The following is a 25,670-nucleotide window of genomic DNA, read 5'->3' as shown; positions in this document are numbered from 1 at the left end:
GAGAGTGAGCATGGCGAACGTCTCGCGCCGCGGGATGCTCGGCTTCGCCGGTGGTGGAGCGGCACTCGGTGCTGCCGGTTTCGCGGGGGGTTGGGGTGCCTCTCACGCTGCAGCCGATGACAAGCCGTCGCCGGGGGAGCGCACCTACGACTTCTTCGGGGAACACCAGTCGGGCATCGTCACGCCTGCGCAGGACAGGCTCTACTTCGCGACGTTCGACGTCACTGCCACGACGCGCGACGAACTCGAGTCGCTCCTGCGGGCGTGGAGCCTCGCCGCCGCACGCATGATGCGCGGCGAGACGGCCTCCGACGAGGCCACCGCCTACGACGCGCCACCCGCCGACACGGGTGAGGCCGAAGACCTTCCGCCGTCCGGCCTGACGATCACCTTCGGCTTCGGCCCGACGCTGTTCCGCGACGAGAGGGGCAAGGACCGGTTCGGGCTCGCGGACAAGCAGCCCAAGGAACTGCGCGAACTGCCGCACTTCCCGGCCGACAAGCTCGACCCGCGCCGCAGTGGCGGCGACATCGCCGTTCAAGCCTGTGCCGACGACCCGCAGGTGGCCGTGCACGCCATCCGCAACCTGTCTCGCATCGCCTTCGGACTGGCCGCCATCCGGTGGGCGCAGCTCGGTTTCGGGCGTACCAGTTCGACGTCGACGAGCCAGGCCACGCCGCGCAACCTCTTCGGCTTCAAGGACGGTACGGCCAACATCAAGGCCGAGAGCCGTGACGTTGTCGACGACCACGTGTGGGTCGGCCGCGGTGACGACCCGAAGGCCGACTGGATGACAGGCGGCTCCTACCTCGTGGCACGTCGCATCACGATGCACCTCGAGACCTGGGACCGATCGAGCCTGCGCGAGCAGGAAGCCATCATCGGGCGTGACCGCCCCGAAGGTGCGCCGCTTTCCGGTGGCAAGGAGTTCGACGAGCCGAAGTTCGATGTGAAGGGACGCGGGGGCGAGCCGCTCATCGCGAAGAACTCGCACGTCTTCCTCGCCCACCCGAAGAACAACGGCGGCGCGCAGATGCTGCGACGCGGTTACAACTTCACCGACGGAAACGATGCCTTGGGACGACTCGACGCGGGGCTCTTCTTCCTCGCCTACGTGCGGCGGCCGTCACGCCAGTACATCCCCATGCAGATGCGGATGTCGCGTGAGGATGCGCTCATGGAGTACCTCAAGCACACAGGTTCCGGCTTGTTCGCCGTGCCGCCGGGAGTGCCCAAGGGCGGCTTCGTGGGTCAGCAACTCTTCACATCCTGACGCGTTCCGAGTTGAGTGCGCGCCAACGGCATACGAGACTGTACGGGTGAACGAAGTTTTCGACGGTGCGCGCCTGCACCGCGCCGTGGGCGAGTTGCGTGCCGCTGTCGCCGCCAACGCCCTCCCTTTCGAGACGGCTGACGTCGCCAAGCAGCGCCGCGAGCAGGGGGAGCTCGTGTCGCAGCTCGACGACTACGTCCTGCCGCGCCTCGAATCCCTCGACGCCCCGCTGCTCGCCGTCATCGGTGGCTCGACGGGCGCAGGCAAGTCGACGCTGGTCAACTCCATCGTGCGTGAGCAGGTGACACGCTCCGGCGTCCTGCGCCCGACGACGCGAGCCTCGGTGCTCATCCACCACCCCTCGGACGCTCAATGGTTCACCGGCGAGCGCGTCCTGCCGGGTCTCTCGCGCATCACCGGCGCTGCGACGCAGGGTGACGACCCGTCGTCGCTGCGCCTCGTCGCGTCCGCCTCCGTGCCCCGCGGTCTCGCGCTGCTCGACGCCCCTGACATCGACTCGGTCGTCTCCGCCAACCGCGACCTTGCGCGCCAGCTGCTTTCCGCGGCTGATCTGTGGCTCTTCGTCACGACCGCTGTCCGCTACGCCGACGCCGTGCCGTGGGAGATGCTCGAGCAGGCCATCGACCGCGGGACGTCCGTGGCCGTCGTGCTCGACCGCGTGCCTCGTGACGCGATGGAGGAGGTGCGCGCCGACCTCGCGCGCATGCTCGCGGCGCAGGGCCTCGGCCAGTCGCCGGTGTTCGCCGTCGCAGAATCGCCGCTCGAAGAGAATGGCATGCTGCCGCACATCGAGGTCGAGCGTATCTCCAGCTGGCTGCACTCGCTGGCCAACGACGCCCTGTCGCGTCAGGTCGTCATCCGTCGAACGCTCGACGGGGCACTCGACTCCCTCGACGGGCGCGCCCGCGGTGCTGTCGCCGCCGGACGCGCGCAGCACGAGGCGGCGACGACGTTGGCCGGCGCCGCGTCCGAGGCTTACTCCGAGCAGCTGCGCGCGGTCGAGGAAGGCCTCAAGGACGGCACCCTGCTGCGCGGCGAGGTGCTCGCGCGCTGGCAGGAACTCGTCGGTACCGGCGAGCTGCTCAAGCAGTTCGAGGCCGGCGTGAGCAAGCTCCGCGATCGTGTCACCGGCTTCTTCCGCGCCCGCACCGAGACCGCTGCTCCGGCTCGTGATCTGGGGGAGGCCCTCCAGTCCGGTGTCGCACAGCTCGTCACGTCGCACGGAGAATCGGCTGCCCTCGACGCGGGCCGCGCCTGGCGACTCGACCCTGCGGGCAAGCCGATCATGGCCCGCCACCCCGAACTGAACGCCGCGAGCCCCGAGCTCACGTCCACGGTCGAACGTCTCGTCCGCGACTGGCAGGGCGATGTGCTCGACCTCGTGCGGGAAGAGGCAGGCGACAAGCGCACGACAGCGCGCTTCCTCGCCTTCGGCGTCAACGGCATCGCCGTCATGCTCATGCTCATCACGTTCGCCTCGACGTACGGTCTGAGCGGTGCGGAGGTCGGCATCGCGGGAGGCTCGGCCGTTCTCGCGCAGCGCCTCCTCGAAGCGATTTTCGGCGACCAGGCCGTTCGTACCCTGGCGAACCGGGCCCGCGGCATGCTGCTTGAGCGCATCACCGAGCTGTTCGAGCGTGAGGAGCAGCGCTACGACGCAGCCCTCGCAGAGGTCGCGCTCGCTCCAGGCGCCCCCGAGCGCATCGAGAAGGCCCTCGCGGCCGTGAAGGACGCACGATGAGTTGGAACCCGTTCGCCCGCGGTAAGCGCGAGGAGCGCCCCGTCGTGGCCCCGGTGTCGCGCGAGGAGGTCGACGGCCGCGCCGGCGCTCTCCAGCGCGCGCTGACGCTCGGCGGGGCGGCTCTGCCCGCCGACGACGTCGCAGTGGCTCGCAAGCTCCTGGCGCGCGTCGCCGAACGTTCGCGCCTCGGGGGCGACCACACCGTCGTCGCCTTGGCCGGCGCTACGGGCTCCGGCAAGTCGAGCTTGTTCAACCTCCTCGTCGGGGAGCCCGTCTCCCGCATCGGTGCGCGACGTCCGACGACCTCGCGCGCCTCCGCCGCCATCTGGGGCGAGAGCGTGCCGGGAGAACTGCTCGACTGGCTCGACGTCTCCGCACGTCACCAGGTGCACCCGAGCATGCCGCGCTACGCCGAGCTCGACGGCCTCGTGCTCCTCGACCTTCCCGACTTCGATTCCCGCGTGCGCGAGCACCGTGCCGAGGCCGACCGCGTGCTCGAGATGTGTGACCTGTTCGTGTGGGTCACCGACCCGCAGAAGTACGCCGACGCCGTCCTGCACGAGCAGTACGTGCGCCAGCTGGCCGTCGCGAAGGCGACGTCCGTCGTCGTCCTCAACCAGGTCGACCGGCTCACGCCCGAGGCCGCGCAGAGCTGCCTCGCCGACCTCACGCGTCTGCTCGAGGAGGACGGGCTGACCGATGCTGTCGTTCTGCCGACCTCGACGATCGCCACGGGTGGCGGCGAGTTGCTCATCGACGCCCTCGCCGACCTCGTGCAGTCGAAGAACGCCTCCGACCGACGTCTGGCCGGCGATCTGCGGCACCAGGCACAGCGCCTCAACTCGCACGTCGGAGCCGTTCGTCCCCAGCGGGTCACCGGATCGAACGACGAACTCGTCTCGGCGCTCGCAGACTCCGCCGGTGTCAACGTGGCGCTCGACGCTGTGGAACGCGACTACCGGGTCGAAGCGGCCCGCCGCACCGGTTGGCCGTTCACGCGCTGGACGCAGAACCTCAAGGCCAAGCCGCTCTCCCGTCTGGGTCTCGATACCCAGGCCGAAGCGAACCTCAGCCGTGCGGACCGCCGCATCGCTCTCGGAAAGTCGTCGCTGCCGCCGGCGAGCCCCGCTGCCCGCGCAGCCGTCGATCTCGCGACGCGGCGCCTCGGCGAGCGGGCCTCCGACGGGATGCCTGCTCCGTGGGCCGACGAGGTGCGCGCCGCCGCCACGCCGCGGGACGGCTCGATGGCCGACGCGCTCGACCAGGCCGTGATGCGTACCCCTTTGCGCGGACGTTTCCCCGCGTGGTGGGGCGTTGCCGCCGTACTCCAGTGGATCTTCGCCGCGGTGGCGCTCGCGGGGGCCGTGTGGCTGCTCGTGCTCTTCGGCTTCAGCATGATGCAGATCCATGTCGGAGTGCCGACGCTCGGTGGCGACTGGTTGCCGATTCCGCTCGTCATGCTCGTGGTCGGGCTGTTGCTCGGCTTCCTGCTCGCCCTGTTGGCGCGATCCCTTGCCCGCGCCGGTGCGGCGCGTGCTCGCGACGACGCTCGTGAGCGCCTGTACGCGGCCATCACGGAGGTTGCCCAGGAGCGCATTGTGGCGCCGGTCGCCGCAGTCGTGACGCGTCACGACGACACGGCGAAGGCGCTTGCACAAGCCTCGGAGTAACTCTCACCTGTGGAAAGGCCTCCCCGGACACGTTCCGGGGAGGCCTTTCCACACCCTCGAAGGCTCTGCCCTGGTCAGGTGACGGGCGACGTTCCTAGCGTCGTCGGCGTGGGTGAGTGCCCGTCGCCGAACCCGGTTCGGTGCACACGAGGAGGAGAGAGTCATGAACGAAGTGAAGGTCGATGTCAGCGGCACCGTGGTGAGCGACCCCGTCCTGCGGGAAACGCGGGCCGGTGATCCCTTCGTCAGTTTCCGCATCGCGGTCAACCCGCGCCGCTGGAACGCCGAGGACGGTTCGTGGAGCGACGGCGAAGCGCAGTTCTTCAGCGTCACGGCCTTTCGGGCGCTCGCGGGCAACGCCTACCACTCGCTCACCAAGGGCCAGCACGTCATGGTCACCGGGCGCTTGCGGCTCACGCAGTACGAAGCGCGTGACGGCGAACTGCGCACGAGCGCACAGATCGACGCCCACGACATCGGGCCGTCGTTGAAGTTCGGTCAGAGCACGTTCACCAAGAGCGTCCGGCCGGTCATCCCGAGCAATGACCGTCTGGCCGACGACGCCGTCACCCTCGCCATGCGTGAGCTGGAGGGTGACCTCGCGCCGGATGAGGGCGACAGCGATGCGCGGCAGGACGCGGTGACCGAGGGCAAGGAGGTCGGTGCGGCCGACATGAACGGCCAGGCGGACACCGGCGACGCCGCGACAGAACAGGGAGAGCGGCTCGCTTCGTGAGCGAACGCGACGGCGTGCGTGTCAGGAGCCCGGACCCGTGAGCCCGGTCTCCGGCGTCGGAACAGGGCGGGTGCGCAGTGACGAGTCGCGCCGTGCCGCGCGAAACCGATAGCCTCTGAGCCATGGCAGAGTTCATCTACACCATGACCAAGGCACGCAAGGCCGTTGGCGACAAGGTGATCCTCGACGACGTCTCGATGTCGTTCTACCCGGGCGCGAAGATCGGCGTCGTCGGCCCGAACGGCGCCGGCAAGTCGACCATCCTCAAGATCATGGCCGGCCTCGACCAGCCGAGCAACGGCGAAGCACGCCTGTCGCCCGGCTACTCGGTGGGCATCCTGCTCCAGGAGCCGCCGCTCAACGAGGACAAGACCGTGCGCGGCAACGTCGAAGAGGGTCTCGGGCAGATCAAGCAGGATCTCGACCGCTACAACGAGATCTCCGCCGAGATGGCCGAACCGGACGCCGACTTCGACGCCCTCATGGAGGAGATGGGCAAGCTCCAGGAGAAGATCGACGCGGCTGACGCGTGGGATCTCGACAGCCAGCTCGAGCAGGCCATGGACGCCCTGCGGTGCCCGCCCGGTGACGCAGACGTCAGGGTGCTCTCCGGTGGCGAGAAGCGCCGCGTCGCCCTGTGCAAGCTCCTGCTGCAGAAGCCCGACCTTCTCCTGCTCGACGAGCCCACCAACCACCTCGACGCGGAGTCCGTCCTCTGGCTCGAGCAGCACCTCGCCTCCTACGCCGGCGCTGTGCTCGCCGTGACCCACGACCGGTACTTCCTCGACAACATCGCCGGCTGGATCTGCGAGGTCGACCGCGGCCGCCTCTACCCCTACGAGGGCAACTACTCCACCTACCTGGAGAAGAAGCAGGAGCGCCTCACGGTCCAGGGCAAGAAGGATCAGAAGCTCGCGAAGCGCCTGAAGGACGAGCTCGAGTGGGTCCGCTCCAACGCCAAGGCTCGCCAGACGAAGAGCAAGGCCCGCCTCGCCCGCTACGAGGAGATGGCTGCCGAGGCCGAGCGCACGCGCAAGCTCGACTTCGAGGAAATCCAGATCCCGCCGGGCCCGCGCCTCGGCGCCCAGGTCATCGAGGTCACCGACCTCAAGAAGGGCTTCGGCGACCGCGTCCTCATCGACGGTCTGTCGTTCACGCTTCCGCGTAACGGCATCGTCGGCGTCATCGGCCCGAACGGTGTCGGCAAGACGACACTCTTCAAGACCATCGTCGGCCTCGAAGAGCCCGACGGGGGCACCGTCAAGATCGGTGACACGGTCTCGATCAGCTACGTCGACCAGAACCGCGGCGGCATCGACTCCGAAGCCACCCTGTTCGAGGTCGTCTCCGAAGGAAACGACCACATCCAGGTCGGTCAGGTCGAGATCCCGGCCCGTGCGTATGTTTCGCAGTTCGGCTTCAAGGGGCCGGACCAGCAGAAGAAGGCCGGTGTCCTCTCCGGTGGTGAGCGCAACCGCCTCAACCTCGCGCTCACCCTCAAGCAGGGCGGCAACCTGCTCCTTCTCGACGAGCCGACCAACGACCTCGACGTCGAAACCCTCGGCTCCCTCGAGAACGCGCTGCTCAACTTCCCGGGCTGCGCCGTGGTCATCAGCCACGATCGCTGGTTCCTCGACCGCGTCGCGACGCACATCCTCGCCTACGAAGGCACCGACGAGAACCCCTCGGCGTGGTACTGGTTCGAAGGCAACTTCGACGACTACGAGAAGAACAAGATCGAGCGCCTCGGTGCCGAAGCCGCACGCCCCCACCGCGTGACGCACCGCCGCCTCACGCGCGATTAGCCGATCATTGGCCCGTCTTCCGGGTTGAGTTCCTCGGTGCGACAGGCAGCCTCTCCCTTGCGCCGTCTTCCGGCGAACTGACCTCGCAAGCTCGCTCAGTTCGCTCGGTGCGACAGCGCGTCGGGCGTCGCTTCACGAAAGCCCACGGTGTGACCCTCGCAAGCTCGGGTCACACCGTGGGCTTTCGTGCGCTCCGAGTCCGCTTCCAGCGTGGTTCCGCTTGTGTTGTCGGGGCGGCTCCGAGGGTGTTGGGTTCGTGGCCTCACAGGTTCAGGCGAGGGGGAGCCGCCGAAATTGGGTCAGTGACCCTGCAGACGGCTGTATGAGGGTTACCTAAGTTAGGGTGACTGCGTCCTACCCCGTGCGAAAGGGAACCATGTCACCCTCGTTCGAGCGCCTAGTCGTCAACGCCTTCGGCGCCAAGAACACCGAGCTGGTCGTGCTCGGAAGCGAACCCCTCACGCCTCACTACCACCGCGTGCACGTCGACTGCGGCGACTTCCTGCGCAGCCACGGGGTGCACCCGTCGATGTGGCTTCGCCTGTGGTTCGACGACGACGGCAAGGACCACCAGCGTGCCTTCACCCTCGTCGACGCCGACGAGGCGAGCGGCCGCGCCACCCTCGAATTCGCGCTCCACGACGGCGTGGCCGCTCGTTGGTCGCAGAACGTCACCGCCGGCACCCGCATTCGCGCGTCCTTGCTCGGCTCCAAGTGCCCCTGGCCGTCCGAGAAGCCGGCGCCCGGAACGTCCTGGGAGCGAACGGTCCTCATCGGCGGTACGGCGTGCGTACCTGCCATTCGGTCATTGCTGGATCACTGGTCCGAGGCTCCGGCAACGGTGCTCCTGCACAGCGAGTACGACGACGACCGCGACATTCCACTCGGCCTAGCGGCCGCTACAGACGTCGAGTGGTTCGCCATGGGCGACGAGGCGCTGCTCACTCGCACGCACGACTTCGCGGGCGAAGCCACGACGCGCTTCTGGGTCACGACTGAGGCCTCGGCCACGCGAGCCGTCGTGCGAGCCCTGCGCAAGGATCACGGTGTCGGTAAGGAACGGATCCACGCCCAGGCCTACTGGAGCGCCGCCGGCTGACTCAACCGCAGTGGCGGGCGAGGCGCAACTCCAGGTTGGCCTTCGCGCTCGGCCACTCGTGGGAGAGGATCGAGTAGACGACGGTGTCGCGCAGCGCGCCGTTGCTCTCGAGGCGATCGGCGCGAAGGACACCGTCGAGATGTGCGCCGAGTCGCTCGATGGCGGCGCGTGACTGCTGGTTGGACCAACTGGTCTCGTACCGGACGGCCGCACACCCGGCCGTCTCGAAGGCGTAGGTCATGAGCAGCAGCTTGCTCTCGACGTTCGTTCCGCTGCCGTGCGCCGACACGCGATTCCACGTGTAGCCGATCGACACGCGCGGTACCTCGGGGCGGATGTCGTAGAACGCCGTACTGCCCAGCACGACGCCGTCGGACGTGCGCACCGCAGCGAACGGCACCATCGAACCCTCGTCCTTGAGGCGCAGACGGTCGTCGATCATCTGTCCGACGGCGTCCGGGCGCGGCACGGACGCGTACCACCGGGTCCACATCTGCCCGTCGTTTGTCGCCTCGACGAGCCCGTCGTGGTGATCGTGGGAGAGGGGCTCGAGGCGCACCAGGGAGCCGGAGAGGGTGATGTCGCGATCGATGTCCGTCATGGCCCCACCTCACACCGTTCCTCGGCGAAAGTCACGCGCGGTCCACCGTGTGGGTGCGACGACCGCGTCCAGAAGGTCAATTCAGGACCGAGAGATCCTTGATGCGCATCATGCCCTCCTGCGCGACCGTCGCGATGAGCGTGCCGTCACGGGTGAACATCCGCCCCGTGCCGAGCCCGCGTCCGCCCTGGGCCGACGGCGAATCCTGCGCGTAGAGGATCCAGTCGTCGAGGCGCACCGGGCGGTGGAACCACATCGCGTGGTCGAGGCTCGCGGCCCGGAAGCCCGGCGTCACCCAGGCGACGCCGTTCGCTCGCATCGCCGACTCGAGCATCGTGTAGTCGGAGGCATACGCGAGCACGGCGGCGCCGAGCAGCGGGTCGTCCGGGATGGCGCTCAACGTGCGCATCCACAGGTGCTGCTGCGGCGTGCGTTCGGATGCGGGCTGCAGGTAGAGCGCGCCCTCGACGTGACGGACGTCGACCGCCCGCCCGTGCGCCCAGTGCTGCGCGATCGGGTGGTCGATGTCGCCGACGACGTCCGCTGTCGTCGGGAGGTCGAGCGGGTCGGTGACCTCGGGCATGGGCACCTGGTGGTCGATGCCCTCGGCCTCCTCCTGGAAGCTCATGATGACGCTCATGATGGGCGCGCCCTTCTGGATGGCGTGAACCCGGCGCGCGGAGAAGGAACCGCCGTCACGCAGCCGCTCCACGGCGAAGTGTACGGGCTGCATCGAGTCGCCGGGGCGCAGGAAGTAGCCGTGGAGGGAGTGGATGAAGCGGGGCGGCTTCCCGTCTCCGGGTGTCACCGTGCGTCCTGCTGCGATGACGCACTGGGCGAGAACCTGCCCCCCGAAGATCCGGCCGTGTGGCTGCGGCTGGGACTCACCGACGAAGACGTCGGCGCGGCTCTGACCGAGGTCGGCGAGGCTCGTCTGGGCGCTGAACGTGGCGCTCACGGTTGCATTTCCGACCGGCTGCAGGTCGAGTACGTGCAGCAGCGAAGCCATGGGGTCGACCGATTCCTGCGTTTCATCCTTGTTTTCGCTCACCCGCAGAGGTTACCCACCGGAAACGAGCGTTAGTGAACGTTTGGTGGACGGCGGCTGCACGGTTCGTCACCCGACGCGCCACAATGCAGGTATGAGTTTCGCTCCCGAACGCTGCTCCGTCGTCCCCGTGCCCTTGCGCTGGTCCGACATGGATGCCTACGGGCACGTCAACAACGTGCAGTTCCTGCGGCTCCTCGAGGACGCCCGCATCCTCGCCTTCGCCGAATGGTTCGGGCGTGCTCGATCGGTCGTCGGTGAGGGAATCATCGTGGCGCGCCACGAGATCGAGTACCGCGCGCCTCTCGTGTTCCGCATCGAACCGATCGAGGTCGCCATGTGGGTGACCCGGCTGACCGGCGCGTCGTACGACATCGGCTACGAGGTGCGCGACGCAGGTGCCGGCTCGACGACGTACGCCCTCGCGGAGACGACCCTCGTCGGCTACGACTTCGAGGCCGAGCGCCCGCGTCGGCTCGATCCGATCGACCGTGAGAGCCTGTCCAGCTTCCTCGGCCCGGCGGTGACGTTCCGCCACAGCAGCGCGAAGCGCTCGTCATCATGACGGAGGTGCTGCACCTGGCCGATGGTGAGACGGCGGGTGACCTCGCCACTTTCGTCTCACGCGCCCGCACTCTCGAGGACGACGGCGCCATCCGCCTCCAGGCAGACGGCACGACCCTCGCCACCTGGGTGGGTGTGCGCAAGGGACGCGGGCTCATGGGCGAAGGAACCGTCGTCGGGCTGCGCGTGCTGCGGTTGGCGCAGCCGGTCGCCCGCCCCCTCGACACCGTGGTGCCGCTTCGCGCGATCAGTGACCGGCTGGCGCGTCGGCACAACGCGGACCCCCGCGTCCTCGACGTCCCTCCGACCACCGTGCGCACGACGTGGGCCGCGGTGACGCCGCCGCGCGCCGGGTGGGCTCCACTCGCTCGGTTGCCGCTCGCGGATCTCGTCCAGGTCGCCCGTGACGGTATCGCCGAGGTGGCCGAGGGCACGCCGCAGGGGGCGGGAGCGCCCGCCGTCGAGCAGCTGCGCGAGAAGGTCTGGAACCGGCCCATCGCGGGAGATCTGGGCGGTGCCGACGGGCTTCCGGCGGGCGCGGCGCTCGGCATCTACGCACTCGGCTTCGCCATCGGTTCGGAGGCCCACGTGTTCGGCACCGCGCGCTGGCACCGGGTGTCGACGTCCGTCGGCCACGTGCTCGTACGGTGAGGCGTCGATAGGCTCGCTCGTATGACGCGTTTCTCCGATGTCCGACGCCTGCCCGCACCGACGACGCCCGATCCCCGCGAGGCTCCCGCGCTGGCCTGGGGTGTCGTCGCCCCCGGGGGTATCGCGCGAACGTTCGCGTCCGCGATCGGCGCGGAGACGCAGCAGCGCATCGTCGCCGTCGGGTCGCGCAGCCTGGAGCGCGCGCAGAGTTTCGTCGACGAATTCGCGCCGACAGCAACGGCGTACGGCTCGTACGACGCGTTGGTTGCTGACCCCGCGGTCGACGTCGTCTATGTGGCGTCCCCGCACAGCGAGCATCGGGAGCACGCGCTGGCCGCGATCCGCGCAGGCAAGCACGTGCTCGTCGAGAAGGCCTTCACGCGCAACGTCAGGGAGGCGCGGGAGGTTCTCGACGCGGCCCGCGACGCGGGCGTCTTCTGCATGGAGGCAATGTGGTCACGCTTCCTGCCCCACTACGACGTCGTTCGTCGTGCGGTGGACACCGGACTCATCGGCGACCTCAAGTGGATCGCCGCCGACCATGGCCAGGCTCTCCACCCCGATGGCCCGCAGCGGCTGAGCGATCCTGCTCTCGCCGGAGGGGCGCTGCTCGACCTCGGGATCTACCCCCTGTCGTTCGCCGCGATGCTCGTACCCGAGTTCACCACGGTGAGCGCCCGGGGAACGCTCACCGATGAAGGCGTCGACGAGTCCGAGGTCATCGTGCTCACGGCTGCCGACGGCGTCGTCGCCCAGGCTGCGACGACGATGGCCACCCAGACACCGAACACGGCCGTCGTCGCCGGCACGAAGGGACGCCTCGAGATCGACGGCTGGTTCTACTTCCCGGCGCGAGTGCGGCTTCTCGCGAACGATGGGCAGCTGCTCGACGAGTACCGCTCCGCCGACACGATCCACGCCCTCCACTACGAGGCCGCCGAGGCGGCGCGCCTCATCGCGGCGGGGGATCGCGAGTCGCCGCTCATGACCCACGCCGAAACGCTGCGTGTCATGGACCTCATGGACGAGGTGCGTCGTCAGCTGGGCGTCGTCTACCCCGGCGAGTGACCTCACGGACTCGTCGCTTCGCCTCTGGACGGAACTGAGTGAGCGTTGCCCCGGTGGAGAACGGTCTCGGCCGGGGCAACGTTCGTGAGGGATGGGTCGGTCAGGTGCGGGTGAACCACACCGTGACGTCGGTCGGCAGCGTGAGGTCGTCACGATCGTCGCTGCGCACGACCACGACAGCACCATCGGGCAGCGTCGTGTCCGCACCGAAGTTCGTCACGCACCACAGATCCTCGTGACCCTCACGCGAGTTGACGAGAGCGACGGTGTCCTTCGGGCCGTCGACCCACGTCAGTGCGCCTTCGCCGAGACGGCGGGCGCGGCGCTCGCGCAACATGCGGCGGTAGAACTCGAGGGTCGAGCCCGCGACGCCGTCCTGCTGGTCCACGGCCAACTCGCCGTAGACGTCGGGCTGCGGAAGCCACGGGGCGTCACCGGAACCGAAGCCGAACGACGGCGCGTCCTTGGCCCAGGGCATCGGGACGCGGCAGCCGTCGCGCCCGGCCTCGGTGTGTTCCGAACGCTCCCACGTCGGGTCCTGACGGGCTTCGTCGGCCATCGTCGTGTGCTCGGGCAGGCCGAGCTCCTCACCCTGGTAGAGGTAGGCGCCGCCGGGCAGCGCCAGCTCCAGAGCCGTGGCGGCCTTGGCGCGACGCAGGCCGAGCGCGGCGTCCGGCTGCGGGTCCTCGGCACGAATGCCGTTGGGGCGCGGCTCACCGATCGGCAGTGCCAAACGCGTGGCGTGACGCACGACGTCGTGGTTGCTCAGCACCCACGTCGTCGGTGCCCCGACGGCGTCGTTCGAGGCGTACGAGGACGTGATGCTCTCGCGCATGTCGGCGGCGCGCCACGGGGTCTCGAGGAACGCGAAGTTGAAGGCTTGGTGGAACTCGTCCGGGCGTACGTAGCGCGCGAGACGCTCCGGCGGGTTGACCCAGGCCTCCGCGCACATCGCCCGGTCGCCGGCCGAGTCGTAGCCGTCGGCGTCGACGGGGTTGTAGGAGTCGAGCACCTCACGCCACGCGCGGTAGATCTCGTGGACGCCGTCCTGGTCCCACATGGGGCCGCCGTTGTCGTGGCTGGCGTCGGAGAGGCCGGCCATCTTGGCGTGCGCCGAGTGATCGGGCAGGCCATCGGCCTTGACGAGGCTGTGGGCCACATCGACGCGGAAACCGTCGACACCCCGATCCAGCCAGAACCTCAGGATGCTGAGGAACTCCTCGCGCACGGCCTCGTTGTTCCAGTTGAAGTCGGGCTGCTTGGGGTCGAACAGGTGCAGGTACCACTGCTCCGGGTTGCCGTCCGCGTCCGTGACACGCGTCCAGGCGTTGCCACCGAAGATGGCCTTCCAGTCGTTCGGTGGCTCCTCGCCGTTCTCGCCCTTGCCGTCGCGGAACATGTAGCGCTCACGCTCCGGCGAACCGGGGCCGGCCGCGAGGGCGGCCTTGAACCACTCGTGCTCGTCGGAGGAGTGGTTGGGCACGAGGTCGACGATGACGCGCAGGTCGAGTTCGTGCGCGCGGTTGATGAGGTCATCGGCGTCGCTCAGCGAACCGAAGAGGGGATCGATGTCGCGGTAATCGGCGACGTCGTAGCCGGCGTCAGCCATGGGCGAGCGGTAGAAGGGGGAGATCCACAGCGCGTCGACGCCGAGGTCGCGCAGGTAGGGCAGTTTCGAGGTGATGCCCGGCAGGTCGCCGATACCGTCACCATTCGAGTCGACCCACGAGCGCGGGTAGACCTGATAGATCGTCGACGAGCGCCACCATTCTGCCTCGGGCGTCTGGTCGTGGGCGGGTGCGGACTGGCTGTTCCAGGTGGTCGTTTGGCTCACCGACCCAGTGTGCCAACCGAGGTCTGCCCACGCGAAACGCGTTTCACCGTTGGGCGGCAGGGCCAGACTCAGCGGATCGGGTTCTCCGGTTCAGGGCCGGGGGTGTTGACGAGGCTGTACGCAGCACGCACGAGGTAGTCGCGCAGGAGCGCATCGAGTTCCGGCTCGAGATCGACGGCGTCGCAGGCAGCCATGATGTGCGTGAGCCAGCGATCACGCTGCTCGGGGGTGACCGCGAACGGCATGTGGCGCATGCGCAGACGTGGGTGTCCGCGCTCCTCGGAGTACGTCGTCGGCCCGCCCCAGTACTGCTCGAGGAACATCTCGAATCGGCGCTTGGCCGGCTCGAGGTCCTCCTCGGGGTAGAGCGCGCGCAGTTTCTCGTCCGAGGCCACGCCGTCGTAGAAGACTTCGACGAGACGGTGGAACGTCGCGTGGCCTCCGAACCTCTCGTACAGGGTTGCCTCACTCATGTGCCCAGTCTTTCACCCGCCGCCGATTACTTGACCGGCGGCAGGTTCGGGTTGACGCCGACGTAGCCCGGCACGAGCGGTGGAGCCTTCACCCCGGCGTTCTCCAGCGCGATGACCGCGCGACGGCGCAGTTCGCGTGTGACACCGAAGTTCTCGTTCGGTGCCGTCTTGGCGATGATCCGGAAGGTCATCGCGCCTCCTCCGACCGATTCGACACCCGCGACGTCGGGGCGCTCGATGAGCTTGGCGCTCCACGTCTCGTCCTGCCACAGCGCGTCGACGACCTCGTCGAGCACCGAGGTGACCTTGCGAATGTCCGCGTCGTACGACACCGGGACGTCGACGAGCGATGTCGACCACCCCTGGGAGCGGTTCGCGACGCGGATGATCTCGCCGTTGCGCACGTACCAGACGACGCCGTTGGCGTCGCGCAGCCGAGTGATGCGTAGCGTCACCTCCTCGACGGTGCCGACGGCTTCTCCGGTGTCGATGACATCGCCGACGCCGTACTGGTCCTCGAAGATCATGAAGATGCCCGACAGATAGTCCTTGACGAGCGACTGCGCACCGAAACCGACGGCGACACCTGCCACGCCGGCGCTCGCCATGAGCGGGCCGAGCTGGATGCCGAGCTGCGCGGCGACCGTGAGGGTGGCGACGGCGAGGACGACGACCGTCGTCACCGACCGCAGGAGCGAGCCCATCGTTGCCGCGCGCTGACGGCGGCGTTCGTCGTCGAGGCCAGCGGCGGCCCGCAGACGGGCCCTCGCGGGGGAGAGAGCGCCCTCCTCGCCGACGACCTCCGGCGTGGTGCTTCGCGTCTCCATCGCGTGGACCGCGCGGGTGATGGCCCGGTGCAGGATCCAGCGCACGGCCAGGGCTCCCAGGACGACCACGACGATCTGCAGCGGAGTGCCGACCAGCCACTCCCATCCCTCGGGCAGGGAGGCGGCGTGGGGGACGAAGGACGGTGCAGCCATGCCTGCCATCCAACCATCCCGCCGAACGGCTGGAACGGCCAGGAGCGTCTGCCAGAATTGCCCTATGCCCGGCACTCCTTCCCTCAACGAACTCGCGAACGCCCACGGCGTTGCCACCCATGTCCGGGACGGCTCGGGACGCGCCCGAGCGGTCGCGCCGGAGGTCGTCGAGGCGGTGCTCACCTCGCTGGGCGTCGAATGCAGCGAAGACGCGGCGCCGAGTGCCGATCGCCATGATGGAGGCACGCCTTCCGTGGTGGGCCTTCCTGACGCACTCGTCCTGCGCGAGTCCTGGACCCCGAGTGTCACGCTCACCGTGCCCGCGACCGCTGAGTTCGAGGCGCGCATCGTGCTCGAGGACGGCAGCATCGTCCCCCTCGAGCGTGACGATGAACTCGACGCTCCATCGGACACCGGCAGCGAGTCCGAAGGCGAGGACGAGGACAAGAGCGAAGATGGGGAGGACGAGAGCGACGCAGCCGGCGAGAGCGACAGCACATCTCCTCAGGTCGTCGACCTCGACCTGCCCGGCGATCTTCCTCTGGGCTACCACGAACTTCAGGTGAGCGCAGGGGGCCGTCGTCACGTCCGTCCGGTCGTCGTCACGCCCGCGACGATGACCCTGCCGCCCGATCTGGCCGCCAAGCGCGGCTGGGGAGTGGCCGGCCAGCTCTACGCCGTGCGGTCCGAGCGCTCGTGGGGCATCGGCGATGCAGCAGACCTCGCCGAACTCGGCACATGGGCCGCCCGAAGCGGTGCGGACTACGTCAACGTCGGCCCGGTGAACGCGGCCGATCCCGTGCCCACGATCGACCCCAACCCGTATCGCCCCGCGAGCCGTACGGCGCTCGACCCCCTCGCGATCCGCGTCGAGGAGGTGCCCGAGATCGGTTATCTCTCGGCCGCGGAGCACCAACTCGTCGAGTGGCACGGCGACGACGCCCGCCGTCTCAATCTCACGGACGAGGTCGACCGCGACGCGGTCTGGGAGTCGAAGCGAGCCGCGTTGCGGATGATCTTCAACGTCGAGCGTTCCCACCGCCGTCGTCGCGACTTCGGGCACTTCGTCGAGTCCGAGGCGGGTTGGCTGTTCGACTACGCGACGTGGTGCGTCATTGCGCTGAAACACGGTCTTCCGGCGAGCACATGGCCCGAGGAACTGCAGAATCCGCGCAGCCCCGAGGTAGCCGCCTTCCGCGAGGAGCACGCCGACGACGTCGAGTTCGAGGCGTGGCTGCAGTGGGTCGCCGGCGCACAGTTCGCTGATGCGCAGCGTGAGGTGAAAGCGGCCGGCATGCGCATCGGTGTCATGCACGACATCGCTCCTGGCATCATCGACGGTGGCTTCGAGGAGTGGGCCTGGCCGGAGGCGTTCGCCGCCGACATGCGTCTCGGAGCGCGCGCCGCGGACGGCACGGTCGTCGATCTCGGCCTTGCTGCGATGAAGCCCTCGGCGCTCGCCGAGAACGGCTACGCACAGTGGCGTGACGTCGTGCGTCGCACCCTCGCTCGCAGTGGCGCACTGCGGGTGGAGCGCATCGGCACCCTGTTCCGCCAGTGGTGGATACCGCAGCCGTCGGCGGCCGAGAACGCTGCGGACGCGGGTACCTACGTTCAGTTCGACCACGAGGCACTCATCGGAATTCTGCTGCTCGAGGCGCATCGGGCGGGCGCGCTCGTCGTGGCCGGTGACGAGGACGAAACCGAGCCGTGGATCCGCGACTACCTCGCCGAGCGCGGTGTCGTTTCCTCGGCCGTGCTCCTCGACGACACCGAGGGGAGCGGCTCGCGAGACCCGAAGAAGCTGCCCGAGCTCGCCATGACCTCGCTCGGCGCCAAGGACGCGCCCCCGAGCGCAGCACTGCTCACGGGATCTCACCTCGAGGAGGCACGTCGATACGGTCTGCGCGACGACCACGCTGCCTACGAGGAGCGCGCCGGGAAGCGTCGCAAGGCTCTCGTCGAGGCCCTCGCGGCGCGCGGTCTCATGACGCCGCGCGCGAGTGTGGAGGACCAGGTGGGGGCCCTGCACCGTTATCTGGCATCGGCCCCGAGCCTGCTGCTCACGGTCCGTGTCGCCGATCTCGTGGGCGATCAGCGCATCGTGGGCGAGCACGGCGTCACCCACGTGCATGCCCTGTGGCGTCGCCCCGTCGCGGGCCCTGACGAGTCGGGGGTGAGCTTGGACGATCTCATGACCTCGCGTCGTGCCAAGCGGGTCATCCGGGTGGTGCGGGCGCGCAGCTGAGCCTCGAGCACGGCTCGACGAAGGGGCCCCCGACACGAATCGTGTCGGGGGCCTCCTTCCGGTAATCAGTCCGGATCAGGCGCGAGCGTCGAACTCCTGCGCCGTGACGGCTCGGGCGACGGCGTCACGGTTCTCGGCGACCGTGCGCACGAGACCCGCGGGGGAGTCGCTGTGCGACGAGAGCCACTGCTGCGCGGCGTCGAGCAGCTGCGGTCCGGCCAGCGCCATCGGGAACAGCGACGAGATGCCCAGCTCCGCGATGTGGTGGGTGCGCCCTGCCCAGTAGTCCTCGGCCATCGCGAAGTACTTCTCGACATACGGCTCGAGCAGGCTCACGTCGTGAACGTGTCCGAATCCCGCCGCCGTCTCGGCGATCGTCTGGTTGGCCAGCTCGTCGGAGTCGACGACGGACGACCATGCGGCCGCCTTCGCCTCGGACGTCGGCAGCGACGCGCGAGCTCGTGCCGCGCGTTCGGCACCCGTGGCCGTGTTGTCGCGGGCCAGTTCGGCGTCGATCTCCGCGGCGTCGGCGGCACCTGCAGCGGCGAGCGACGTGAGCAGCGTCCAGCGCATCTCGGTGTCGACGGTCAGACCGTCGAGGGTGCGCTCACCCGAGAGCAGCGCACGAACGAACGCAACATCTTCCTCGCTCTGGGCGAAGGATGCGAACGTCTGCACGAGCTGCAGCTGGGCGTCGCTGCCGGCTTCGGCTTCCTCGGCCAGGGAGCGCAGCCCGCCCGTCGCGTCGGCGACGAGCTTCTCGCGCTTGGCGGGCGCCGAGTACGTGAGTGCGGCGGTGGACATCTGGCCGAGCAGGGTGCGCAGCAGCGTCGAGTCGTCCTCGCCCGGCAGGGTCGCAAGCGCCATGCGGACGAAGTCGCCCGCCGGCATCTGCGCATCGCGCGTCATGTCCCAGGCCGCACCGAGCACGAGCGCACGGGGCAGCGAGCTGGTGAAGGCGCGCGGGTGAGCAATGGCGGTGGCGAGGCTGCGCTCGTCGAGACGGATCTTGGCGTAGGCGAGGTCGTCGTCGTTGACGAGGAGCAGATCCGGCTGCTCCACCCCGACGAGCTCGGTGACCTCGGTGCTCTCACCCGTGACGTCGAGCTCCACCCGCTGCGTACGCACGAGGGTGTCGCCCTCGAGGCGGTAGCACCCCACGGCGAGACGGTGGGGGCGCAGCGTCGGCAGTTCGTTCGTCGCGCTCTGTTGGATGAGCACGCGCGTCATGACACCGGAGCCGTCGACCTCGACGACCGGGCGCAGCGTGTTGACGCCGGCCGTTTCGAGCCACTGCTTCGACCAGGACGACAGGTCGCGGCCACTCGTCGACTCCAGCTCGCCGAGCAGCTGGGGCAACGTCGTGTTCTGCCACGCGTACTTCGCGAAGTACGCGCGCAGGCCGGCGGTGAACGACTCGCGCCCGACGTAGGCGACGAGTTGCTTGAGCACCGAGGCGCCCTTGGCGTACGTGATGCCGTCGAAGTTCACCTCGACGTCGGCGAGGTCACGGATCGGGGCGACGATCGGGTGTGTGGAGCTGAGCTGGTCCTGGCGGTACGCCCACGCCTTCTCCGAGGTGCCGAACGTCGTCCAGGCGCTCTCCCAACGGGTGGCTTCGGCCTGCGCCGTCGTCGAGGCCCACTCGGCGAACGACTCGTTGAGCCACAGGTCGTTCCACCACTTCATCGTGACGAGGTTGCCGAACCACATGTGGGCGAGCTCGTGCAGCACGGTGAGGGCGCGGCGCTCGATGATGGCCTCGCTCACCTTGGCGCGGAAGACGTACATCTCCGTGAAGGTGACGCAGCCCGCGTTCTCCATGGCGCCCATGTTGTACTCGGGCGTGAAGATCTGGTCGTATTTGGTGAACGGGTAAGGCTGGTCGAACTCGTTCTCGAAGAACGCGAAGCCGCGCTTGGTGATGTCGAAGATCTCGTCGGCGTCCATGTGGGGCGCGAGCGACTTGCGGCAGTAGACGCCGAGCGGCACGGTGCCCGCGCGGGAGGTCACCTCGTCCGTGTACTTCTCGTACGGGCCGGCCACGAGGGCCGTGATGTAGCAGGAGATGCGCGGCGTCGCCCCGAAGCGCCACGTGGCCGCCGGCTCGGTCTCACCGTTGGGGCCGGTGTAGGTCGTCTCCGCCGGCTGCGGCTCGGGCGTCGGCTCGTTGGAGAGCACCTGCCAGCGGGACGGGGCGGTGACGGTGAAGGTGAAGCTCGCCTTGAGGTCCGGCTGTTCGAACACGGGGTACATGCGCCGCGCGTCGGGAACCTCGAACTGGGAGTAGAGGTAGACCTCGTTGTCAGCCGGGTCGACGAAGCGGTGGAGGCCCTCACCCGTGTTCATGTACCGGCCGACGGCATCGACGCGAACCTCGTTCTCGGCCGCGAGGTTCGGCACGCGCACCCGGGCGCCGTTCCACTCGACGGCGATGTCCTCACCGCCGACCACCACGCGGTCCACGCTCTCGCCGAGGAAGTCGAGCCAGGTCTCACTGCCCGGCGTGGCGCTGAAACGGACCGTCGACGACGTCGTGAACGTCTCGGCTCCCGTCGTGAGGTCGAGCGTGATGTCGTAGGAGTCGACAGCGATGTTGGCGCTGCGCTCCAGGGCTTCCTCGCGTGTGAGGTTCGAGCCGGTCACGGCGTCGGTTCCTTCCTGAAGGCGATGAGGGGAGGCGACGCAGTTCGCTGAGGCGCGCTCGCGCCCGAGTGGTCGCCGTCGACCATCCTTGCACGGGGGTGAAGGTGGCAGGATGGTTTGCACGAGCGTTCTTCGCGGTACGACCCGCGGGCCGAGGCGTGCCGCGCTCGAACGTGCTCGACCAGCTCCACGACCCGCTCGACCGAGAGAGAGACATGCGCATCCACGTCGGTGGCGACCACGCCGCCTTTGAAACCCAGCAGGCCCTCGTCGACTTCCTCACCGCTGAGGGGCACGACGTCGTCAACCACGGGCCCACCGAGTACGACGCGGAGGACGACTACCCGGTGTTCGTGCTGCGCGCGGCCGAGGCCGTGCGTGACGACGCCGACTCGCTCGGCTTCGTCCTGGGCGGTTCGGGCAACGGCGAGCAGATGGCGGCGAACAAGGTCGAGGGCATTCGTGCGGCCTTGTGTCTGACGCCGGAGTTCGCCTCCTTGGCGCGCGAGCACAACGGTGCGCAGATCGCCTCGATCGGTGGCCGCTTCGTCACGATCGAGCAGGCGAAGGATATTGCCCGCACCTTCATCACGACGCAGTTCACCGGCGTCGAGCGTCACGCGCGCCGCATCGCCATGGTCGAGGCCTACGAGACGGACGGCACGCTGCCGCCGCTGTGAGTCACTGACACCCGAGCGCCGGGCCCCGCATGCCGTGCGGGCCCGGCGCTTGCGCTTTGTCCACAGGCGCCTCGTGAGACGTTTGTCACCCCGGATAGAGTGGCATCTGTGGTTCTTGACGTCACGAGCGAGCGGGTGCGCCCCCGGCGGTCGGTGCGCCGCATCGTGACGCCCCGGCGCAACTCCTCGCGCCTGCTCGCGGCGGTCATCACGTTCCTCACCCTCGTCGCGACACTGGCCGGTATCAGCTTCCCCGGCACGGTTTCCCAATCGGTTTTCGTGCCGCTCATCGTGTGCGCCGGGTTCCTCCTGTCGGGGCGCACCCTGGCTCGGGCCATCGCCGTCGTCGTGGCGGGCTACCTCGTGGTCGTCGCGTACGCCTGGGGTGATCGCACCGTCGAGTGGTCGGTGGCGTGCGTCGTCCTCGCCGTCGTCGGCCTCGTGTTCTTCGTGACGCGCAACGTGCAGGCACTCGGTGTGCCACTCAGCGTGGGTTCCGGCATGCTCAAGGACCTTCGCGAGCGGCTCGACCGTCAGGCACTCGCCCCCGAACTTCCCGACGACGTGCGTATGGAGCACTGCGTCCTGCCCGCGAAGGGTGGGGCGTTCAGCGGCGACTTCGTCGTCTGCGCCCGACACGGCGACCAGCTCGACGTGGCTCTCACCGATGTCTCCGGCAGTGGCCACTCCGCAGGGATGCGCGCGCTGCTCCTCTCGGGTGCACTGAGCGGGTTGCTCGGGGAAACGGATCCGGCCGGCTTCCTGCCGGCGGCCAACCGCTACCTCATTCGTCAGGGCTGGCGTGACGGTTTTGCCTCCGCCATCCACATCGCCCTCGACCTGCGGACCGGCTCGTACAGCATCGGGACCGCGGGCCACCCCAGTGCGGCGCACTACCACGCGGACTCGCGCCGCTGGGAGATGGTCACCGGTGCCGAGGGGTTGCTCCTCGGCCTCTTCGAGCAGGGACGGGACGACTTCTCCCGTGCGGCAGGGATGCTCGCGCCGGGTGATGTCGTCGTGCTCTACAGCGATGGCGTCGTCGAGGGTCCCGGCGGCGACATCACCGCCGGGACGCAGCGCCTGCTCGCCATGACGCAGTCGGCAATCAGCGAGGGTCTCACGGGCGGCGCTCATCGCATCTGCACGACCTCCGCCGCCCTGGGCGGCGACGACGACCGCTCCGTCGTCGTCATCTGGCGCGACGGCAACCGCCGCTACCGACGTCCGATGCTCTGAGCCACGCAGGAACGTTCGCCGCAAGGGGGCGTGGTTGGGCGCGCTCGCCCCGGCGCACAACAAAAGGGCCCCTCGGACGCGTTGTCCGAGGGGCCCTTTTGAAGTTTCAGGCGTCAGCCCGAGATCACTGACCGCCGCCGAGGCCGTCGAGCTTCTCGTTGGCGAAGTCCTGACCCTTGTCGATCTTGTCAGCGTGCTCGCCGCCCGTACGGTCGTCGGCGAAGTCACCCGCCTTCTCGACGCCCTGGTCGAGCTTGTCGGGGTTCTGCTCGGCGAAGTCGCTGGCCTTGTCCTTGGCGCTGTCGAAGATTCCCATGCTGATCCTCCTGTGTAGTCGGAACACTGTGCCGGGGGTTCCCGGACTTGGTTCCCACCCCAACACAAATTCAGGTCGGAGTCGAGAGTTCGCGTTCACCATGTGGCGCAAACTGCGACCTGACGCGGCGCGGGCAGCTGCGGCGCGCGAGGCGCGCATCGAGTGCGCTAGCATGTTGGCCGAACATGCGGGCGTAGCTCAATGGTAGAGCCTCAGTCTTCCAAACTGATTACGCGAGTTCGATTCTCGTCGCCCGCTCCACACCGCGAACGGCGGCCCTCACCACGAGGGCCGCCGTTCGTCGTTCCTGGCAGGTGCCAGAGCCGGTGAGGCCGCGGCTTGTGCGAGAATGCGGTGTTCACACGAGGTTGTGAGCGGGGTATGGCGCAGCTTGGTAGCGCGTCCGCTTTGGGAGCGGAAGGCCGCAGGTTCGAATCCTGTTACCCCGACCGTTAGCATGGACAGAAGTTCATGTACGGCGAGCCGCGCCGTGCAATGAGGCGCCAGGACGCGGCGGGCGTCCCGCCTCGCCGGTCGCGGCTCGTGACCCATCCCATCGACTACTGGAGTACACGCTGTGAAGAGCGCTGTCGAGACCCTCAACCCGACGCGGGTCAAGCTGACCGTCGACGTGACTGCCGAGGAGCTCAAGCCGAGCCTGGACAAGGCGTACAAGACGATCGGCGAGCAGGTTCAGATCCCCGGCTTCCGCAAGGGAAAGGTTCCCGCGAAGCTCATCGAGCAGCGCTTCGGCCGTGCAGCCGTCGTGCAGGAGGCCGTCAACGAGGCGCTCCCCGAGCTGTACACCAACGCGATCGTCGAGAACGACGTCAAGCCGCTCGGCCAGCCCGAGGTCGACATCACCGACTTCCCGCTCGAAGAAGGCCAGGGCCTGACGTTCACCGCTGAGGTCGACGTCCGCCCCGAGATCAAGCTCCCCGCCTTCGACACCCTCGAGGTCGAGGTCGACCCGATCGAGGTCAGCGACGCCGACCTCGAAGAGCGCATCACCGAGCTGCGTGAGCGCTTCGGCACGCTCAAGGGCGTCGAGCGCAAGGCCAAGAAGGGCGACTTCGTCTCCATCGACCTGTCCGCCACGATCGACGGCAACGAGATCGACTCCGTCTCCGGCGTCTCCTACGAGATCGGCTCGGGCACGATGCTCGAAGGCCTCGACAAGGCGCTCACCGGCCTCAAGGCCGGCGAGGAGACCACCTTCACGTCGCCGCTGGCCGGTGGCGAGCACGAGGGCCAGGACGCCGAGTGCACCGTCAAGATCGAGTCGGTCAAGGAGCGCGAGCTCCCCGAGCTCGACGACGAGTTCGCCCAGCTCGCCTCGTCCTTCGACACGCTCGACGAGCTGAAGGCCGACCTGCGCTCCGAGGTCGAGCGCACGAAGCGCTTCGAGCAGGGCGTTCAGGCCCGTGACAAGGTGCTCGACGCGCTGCTGGAGGCCATTGACATCCCCGTCCCGGACGGCGTCGTCAACGAAGAGGTGCACAACCACCTCGAGGGCGAGAACCGCCTCGACGACGACGAGCACCGCGCTGAGGTCACCGAGAGCACCCGCAAGCAGGTCGCCACGCAGCTCCTGCTCGACGAGATCGTCGAGTCCCAGGAGATCCAGGTCGGCCAGGAGGAGCTCATCGAGTACCTCATCATGTCGGCGCAGCAGTACGGCATGGACCCGAACACCTTCGCCCAGGCGCTCGACGCCCAGGGCCAGGTGCCGGCCATCATGGGTGAGGTCGCTCGCCGCAAGGCGCTCGCCACGGTCCTCGAGTCCGCCAAGGTCAAGGACACCGCGGGCAACGTCGTCGACCTCAACGAGGCCGTCGACACCGGTGACGACGAGGCCGACGCGGACGAGAAGCCCGCCGAGGAGAAGCCGGCCAAGAAGGCAGCTGCGAAGAAGAGCACGGCCAAGAAGGCCGCTGCCAAGGACGGCGACGAGAAGCCGGCCAAGAAGGCTGCCGCGAAGAAGAGCACGGCCAAGAAGACCGCTGCCAAGGACGGCGACGAGAAGCCGGCCAAGAAGGCAGCTGCCAAGAAGAGCACGGCCAAGAAGACCGCGACGAAGAAGGCTGCCGACGACAAGTGACGTCGCCGCAGGCCTGAACGCCAGCAGGAGCGCGGCTCCGCACGCACACCCGGTGCGAGCGGAGCCGCGCTCTCGTCATCGGGCCGCAGATGTGCGTGTGCCTCGCGTGAGTCGGTCAGCGCCCGCGCTTGCGCTCAGGGCGAACACCGGCCGGGACGGGGACGAAAGTCGCGGGCCCGCGCGTTAGGGTCAGTGAAGAGTTCAAGCATGGTGTCACCCGCGTGCCGGGTGGCAGATTCGGATGGAGTGATCCCTTGACGACAGCCAAGTCCTCGGACGTGGTCATGGCGAGCCAGCAGATGGCTGCCGGTCTCGACGACCAGATCTACAACCGCCTCCTCAAGGAGCGCATCATCTTCCTCGGATCGGACGTGCGCGACGACAACGCGAACGCGATCTGCGCGCAGCTTCTCCTGCTCGCTGCCGAGGACCCGGAGAAGGACATCTGGCTCTACATCAACTCCCCGGGTGGTTCGGTGACCGCTGGTATGGCCATCTTCGACACGATGCAGTGGGTGCCGAACGACGTGTGCACCGTGGCCATGGGCCTCGCTGCCTCGATGGGCCAGTTCCTGCTGTCCGCCGGCGCTCAGGGCAAGCGCTACGCGACGCCGCACGCGCGCATCATGATGCACCAGCCCCTCGGTGGCATTCAGGGAACGGCGTCCGACGTCAAAACTCAGGCCGAGCAGCTGCTGCACATCAAGAAGCAGATGGCCGAGCTCATCGCAGAGCACACGGGTCAGCCGGTCGAGAAGATCGAGTCCGACTCGGACCGCGACCGCTGGTTCACGGCGAACGAGGCCAAGGAGTACGGCTTCGTCGACCACGTCTTCGAGCGTTCCTCGGACGCGACGAAGTCGTCCAACTGATCGC

General features: G+C 68.5%; 21 protein-coding genes and 2 tRNA genes. 16 read left to right on the top strand and 7 right to left on the bottom strand.

The genetic code is table 11. The features are described from left to right. Positions 1-10 precede the first annotated feature (10 nt). The 6 genes from efeB (at position 11) to K9D12_RS03790 (ending at position 8,345) form a co-directional block, all read left to right on the top strand. On the top strand, positions 11-1,273 hold the full coding sequence (efeB, locus tag K9D12_RS03815) for an iron uptake transporter deferrochelatase/peroxidase subunit (protein WP_223059534.1): 1,263 nt from the start codon (positions 11-13) through the stop codon (positions 1,271-1,273). 46 nt (positions 1,274-1,319) lie between these two features. Continuing rightward, on the top strand, positions 1,320-3,035 hold the full coding sequence (locus K9D12_RS03810; protein ID WP_047311349.1) for a dynamin family protein: 1,716 nt from the start codon (positions 1,320-1,322) through the stop codon (positions 3,033-3,035). Beyond that, the gene (locus K9D12_RS03805; protein WP_223059533.1) at positions 3,032-4,705 is read left to right on the top strand and encodes a GTPase family protein; all 1,674 of its coding nucleotides are present in this window, start codon (positions 3,032-3,034) and stop codon (positions 4,703-4,705) included. The genes K9D12_RS03810 and K9D12_RS03805 overlap by 4 nt, the downstream gene beginning before the upstream one ends. Positions 4,706-4,868: 163 nt before the next feature. Beyond that, positions 4,869-5,441, top strand: coding sequence for a single-stranded DNA-binding protein (ssb, locus tag K9D12_RS03800; protein ID WP_223059532.1), 573 nt, complete (start codon positions 4,869-4,871; stop codon positions 5,439-5,441). Between the two features lie 122 nt (positions 5,442-5,563). Continuing rightward, positions 5,564-7,246 carry an energy-dependent translational throttle protein EttA gene (gene ettA / locus K9D12_RS03795; protein ID WP_187035570.1) on the top strand — a complete coding sequence of 561 codons (1,683 nt, stop codon included), beginning with the start codon at positions 5,564-5,566 and terminating at the stop codon, positions 7,244-7,246. Positions 7,247-7,622: 376 nt separating this feature from the next. Next, positions 7,623-8,345 (top strand): siderophore-interacting protein, encoded by a 723-nt coding sequence (locus K9D12_RS03790; protein ID WP_047311351.1) that lies wholly within the window; start codon positions 7,623-7,625, stop codon positions 8,343-8,345. A gap of 1 nt (position 8,346) precedes the next feature. On the opposite strand, the gene K9D12_RS03785 is transcribed toward K9D12_RS03790, so the two are convergent. Next, positions 8,347-8,946 carry a GNAT family N-acetyltransferase gene (locus K9D12_RS03785; protein WP_129662855.1) on the bottom strand — a complete coding sequence of 200 codons (600 nt, stop codon included), beginning with the start codon at positions 8,944-8,946 and terminating at the stop codon, positions 8,347-8,349. Between the two features lie 76 nt (positions 8,947-9,022). Next, on the bottom strand, positions 9,023-9,997 hold the full coding sequence (locus tag K9D12_RS03780; protein ID WP_370448505.1) for an acyl-CoA thioesterase: 975 nt from the start codon (positions 9,995-9,997) through the stop codon (positions 9,023-9,025). A 91-nt stretch (positions 9,998-10,088) separates the two neighbouring features. On the opposite strand from K9D12_RS03780, the gene K9D12_RS03775 reads away from it, so the two are divergent. The 3 genes from K9D12_RS03775 to K9D12_RS03765 are packed head-to-tail and all read left to right on the top strand — an operon-like array spanning position 10,089 to position 12,277. Then, the gene (locus K9D12_RS03775; RefSeq protein WP_047311653.1) at positions 10,089-10,559 is read left to right on the top strand and encodes a thioesterase family protein; all 471 of its coding nucleotides are present in this window, start codon (positions 10,089-10,091) and stop codon (positions 10,557-10,559) included. After that, entirely contained in the window at positions 10,556-11,209 is a 654-nt protein-coding gene (locus K9D12_RS03770; protein ID WP_129662860.1) for a hypothetical protein, read from the top strand. Before K9D12_RS03775 ends, K9D12_RS03770 begins: the two co-directional genes overlap by 4 nt. Before the next feature lie 21 nt (positions 11,210-11,230). Further along, positions 11,231-12,277 carry a Gfo/Idh/MocA family protein gene (locus tag K9D12_RS03765; RefSeq protein ID WP_223059531.1) on the top strand — a complete coding sequence of 349 codons (1,047 nt, stop codon included), beginning with the start codon at positions 11,231-11,233 and terminating at the stop codon, positions 12,275-12,277. Between the two features lie 100 nt (positions 12,278-12,377). Here the strand turns inward: K9D12_RS03765 and K9D12_RS03760 are convergent, their stop codons facing one another. The 3 genes from K9D12_RS03760 to K9D12_RS03750 all read right to left on the bottom strand — a co-directional run bounded on the left by K9D12_RS03760 (position 12,378) and on the right by K9D12_RS03750 (position 15,564). Continuing rightward, positions 12,378-14,111 carry a glycoside hydrolase family 13 protein gene (locus K9D12_RS03760; RefSeq protein WP_223059530.1) on the bottom strand — a complete coding sequence of 578 codons (1,734 nt, stop codon included), beginning with the start codon at positions 14,109-14,111 and terminating at the stop codon, positions 12,378-12,380. A gap of 68 nt (positions 14,112-14,179) precedes the next feature. Then, complete coding sequence (locus K9D12_RS03755) at positions 14,180-14,584, bottom strand: globin (protein ID WP_223059529.1); 405 nt, start codon at positions 14,582-14,584, stop codon at positions 14,180-14,182. A gap of 26 nt (positions 14,585-14,610) precedes the next feature. After that, complete coding sequence (locus K9D12_RS03750; RefSeq protein WP_223059528.1) at positions 14,611-15,564, bottom strand: mechanosensitive ion channel family protein; 954 nt, start codon at positions 15,562-15,564, stop codon at positions 14,611-14,613. Positions 15,565-15,628: 64 nt separating this feature from the next. Here K9D12_RS03750 and malQ point away from each other — a divergent pair, with 64 nt between their 5' ends. Then, positions 15,629-17,812 (top strand): 4-alpha-glucanotransferase, encoded by a 2,184-nt coding sequence (malQ, locus tag K9D12_RS03745; protein WP_223059527.1) that lies wholly within the window; start codon positions 15,629-15,631, stop codon positions 17,810-17,812. A gap of 75 nt (positions 17,813-17,887) precedes the next feature. On the opposite strand, the gene pepN is transcribed toward malQ, so the two are convergent. Continuing rightward, complete coding sequence (gene pepN, locus K9D12_RS03740; protein ID WP_223059526.1) at positions 17,888-20,458, bottom strand: aminopeptidase N; 2,571 nt, start codon at positions 20,456-20,458, stop codon at positions 17,888-17,890. 215 nt (positions 20,459-20,673) lie between these two features. Between pepN and K9D12_RS03735 the strand changes: the two genes are divergently transcribed. Then, positions 20,674-21,138 carry a ribose-5-phosphate isomerase gene (locus K9D12_RS03735; RefSeq protein WP_223059572.1) on the top strand — a complete coding sequence of 155 codons (465 nt, stop codon included), beginning with the start codon at positions 20,674-20,676 and terminating at the stop codon, positions 21,136-21,138. Between the two features lie 108 nt (positions 21,139-21,246). Further along, positions 21,247-22,377, top strand: coding sequence for a PP2C family protein-serine/threonine phosphatase (locus tag K9D12_RS15220; protein WP_223059525.1), 1,131 nt, complete (start codon positions 21,247-21,249; stop codon positions 22,375-22,377). 124 nt (positions 22,378-22,501) lie between these two features. On the opposite strand, the gene K9D12_RS03725 is transcribed toward K9D12_RS15220, so the two are convergent. Then, positions 22,502-22,693 (bottom strand): antitoxin, encoded by a 192-nt coding sequence (locus K9D12_RS03725; protein WP_047311360.1) that lies wholly within the window; start codon positions 22,691-22,693, stop codon positions 22,502-22,504. Positions 22,694-22,880: 187 nt separating this feature from the next. Between K9D12_RS03725 and K9D12_RS03720 the strand changes: the two genes are divergently transcribed. From K9D12_RS03720 to K9D12_RS03705, 4 genes are all read left to right on the top strand, one after another. Further along, positions 22,881-22,954, top strand: a tRNA-Gly gene (locus K9D12_RS03720). Between the two features lie 114 nt (positions 22,955-23,068). Next, positions 23,069-23,142: transfer RNA gene (locus K9D12_RS03715), tRNA-Pro, on the top strand. Between the two features lie 128 nt (positions 23,143-23,270). Continuing rightward, positions 23,271-24,794, top strand: a complete 1,524-nt coding sequence (gene tig / locus K9D12_RS03710; protein WP_223059524.1) for a trigger factor — start codon at positions 23,271-23,273, stop codon at positions 24,792-24,794. Positions 24,795-25,078: 284 nt separating this feature from the next. After that, on the top strand, positions 25,079-25,666 hold the full coding sequence (locus K9D12_RS03705) for an ATP-dependent Clp protease proteolytic subunit (RefSeq protein ID WP_129663224.1): 588 nt from the start codon (positions 25,079-25,081) through the stop codon (positions 25,664-25,666). Positions 25,667-25,670: the final 4 nt, after the last annotated feature.

The sequence above is a fragment of the Dermacoccus sp. Tok2021 genome, assembly GCF_019895135.1.
Taxonomy (GTDB): domain Bacteria; phylum Actinomycetota; class Actinomycetes; order Actinomycetales; family Dermatophilaceae; genus Dermacoccus; species Dermacoccus abyssi.
Note: the sequence above shows the minus strand (reverse complement) of the source record. Positions and strands in the feature narration are given on the sequence as shown.

Bases quoted from the DNA above. Each gene is read 5' to 3' on its own strand.
- efeB (WP_223059534.1), top strand. From the start codon at position 11: ATGGCGAACGTCTCGCGCCGCGGGATGCTCGGCTTCGCCGGTGGTGGA.
- K9D12_RS03805 (WP_223059533.1), top strand. From the start codon at position 3,032: ATGAGTTGGAACCCGTTCGCCCGCGGTAAGCGCGAGGAGCGCCCCGTC.
- ssb (WP_223059532.1), top strand. From the start codon at position 4,869: ATGAACGAAGTGAAGGTCGATGTCAGCGGCACCGTGGTGAGCGACCCC.
- ettA (WP_187035570.1), top strand. From the start codon at position 5,564: ATGGCAGAGTTCATCTACACCATGACCAAGGCACGCAAGGCCGTTGGC.
- K9D12_RS03790 (WP_047311351.1), top strand. From the start codon at position 7,623: ATGTCACCCTCGTTCGAGCGCCTAGTCGTCAACGCCTTCGGCGCCAAG.
- K9D12_RS03785 (WP_129662855.1), bottom strand. From the start codon at position 8,946: ATGACGGACATCGATCGCGACATCACCCTCTCCGGCTCCCTGGTGCGC.
- K9D12_RS03775 (WP_047311653.1), top strand. From the start codon at position 10,089: ATGAGTTTCGCTCCCGAACGCTGCTCCGTCGTCCCCGTGCCCTTGCGC.
- K9D12_RS03770 (WP_129662860.1), top strand. From the start codon at position 10,556: ATGACGGAGGTGCTGCACCTGGCCGATGGTGAGACGGCGGGTGACCTC.
- K9D12_RS03765 (WP_223059531.1), top strand. From the start codon at position 11,231: ATGACGCGTTTCTCCGATGTCCGACGCCTGCCCGCACCGACGACGCCC.
- K9D12_RS03755 (WP_223059529.1), bottom strand. From the start codon at position 14,584: ATGAGTGAGGCAACCCTGTACGAGAGGTTCGGAGGCCACGCGACGTTC.
- K9D12_RS03750 (WP_223059528.1), bottom strand. From the start codon at position 15,564: ATGGCTGCACCGTCCTTCGTCCCCCACGCCGCCTCCCTGCCCGAGGGA.
- malQ (WP_223059527.1), top strand. From the start codon at position 15,629: ATGCCCGGCACTCCTTCCCTCAACGAACTCGCGAACGCCCACGGCGTT.
- K9D12_RS03735 (WP_223059572.1), top strand. From the start codon at position 20,674: ATGCGCATCCACGTCGGTGGCGACCACGCCGCCTTTGAAACCCAGCAG.
- K9D12_RS03725 (WP_047311360.1), bottom strand. From the start codon at position 22,693: ATGGGAATCTTCGACAGCGCCAAGGACAAGGCCAGCGACTTCGCCGAG.
- K9D12_RS03705 (WP_129663224.1), top strand. From the start codon at position 25,079: ATGGCGAGCCAGCAGATGGCTGCCGGTCTCGACGACCAGATCTACAAC.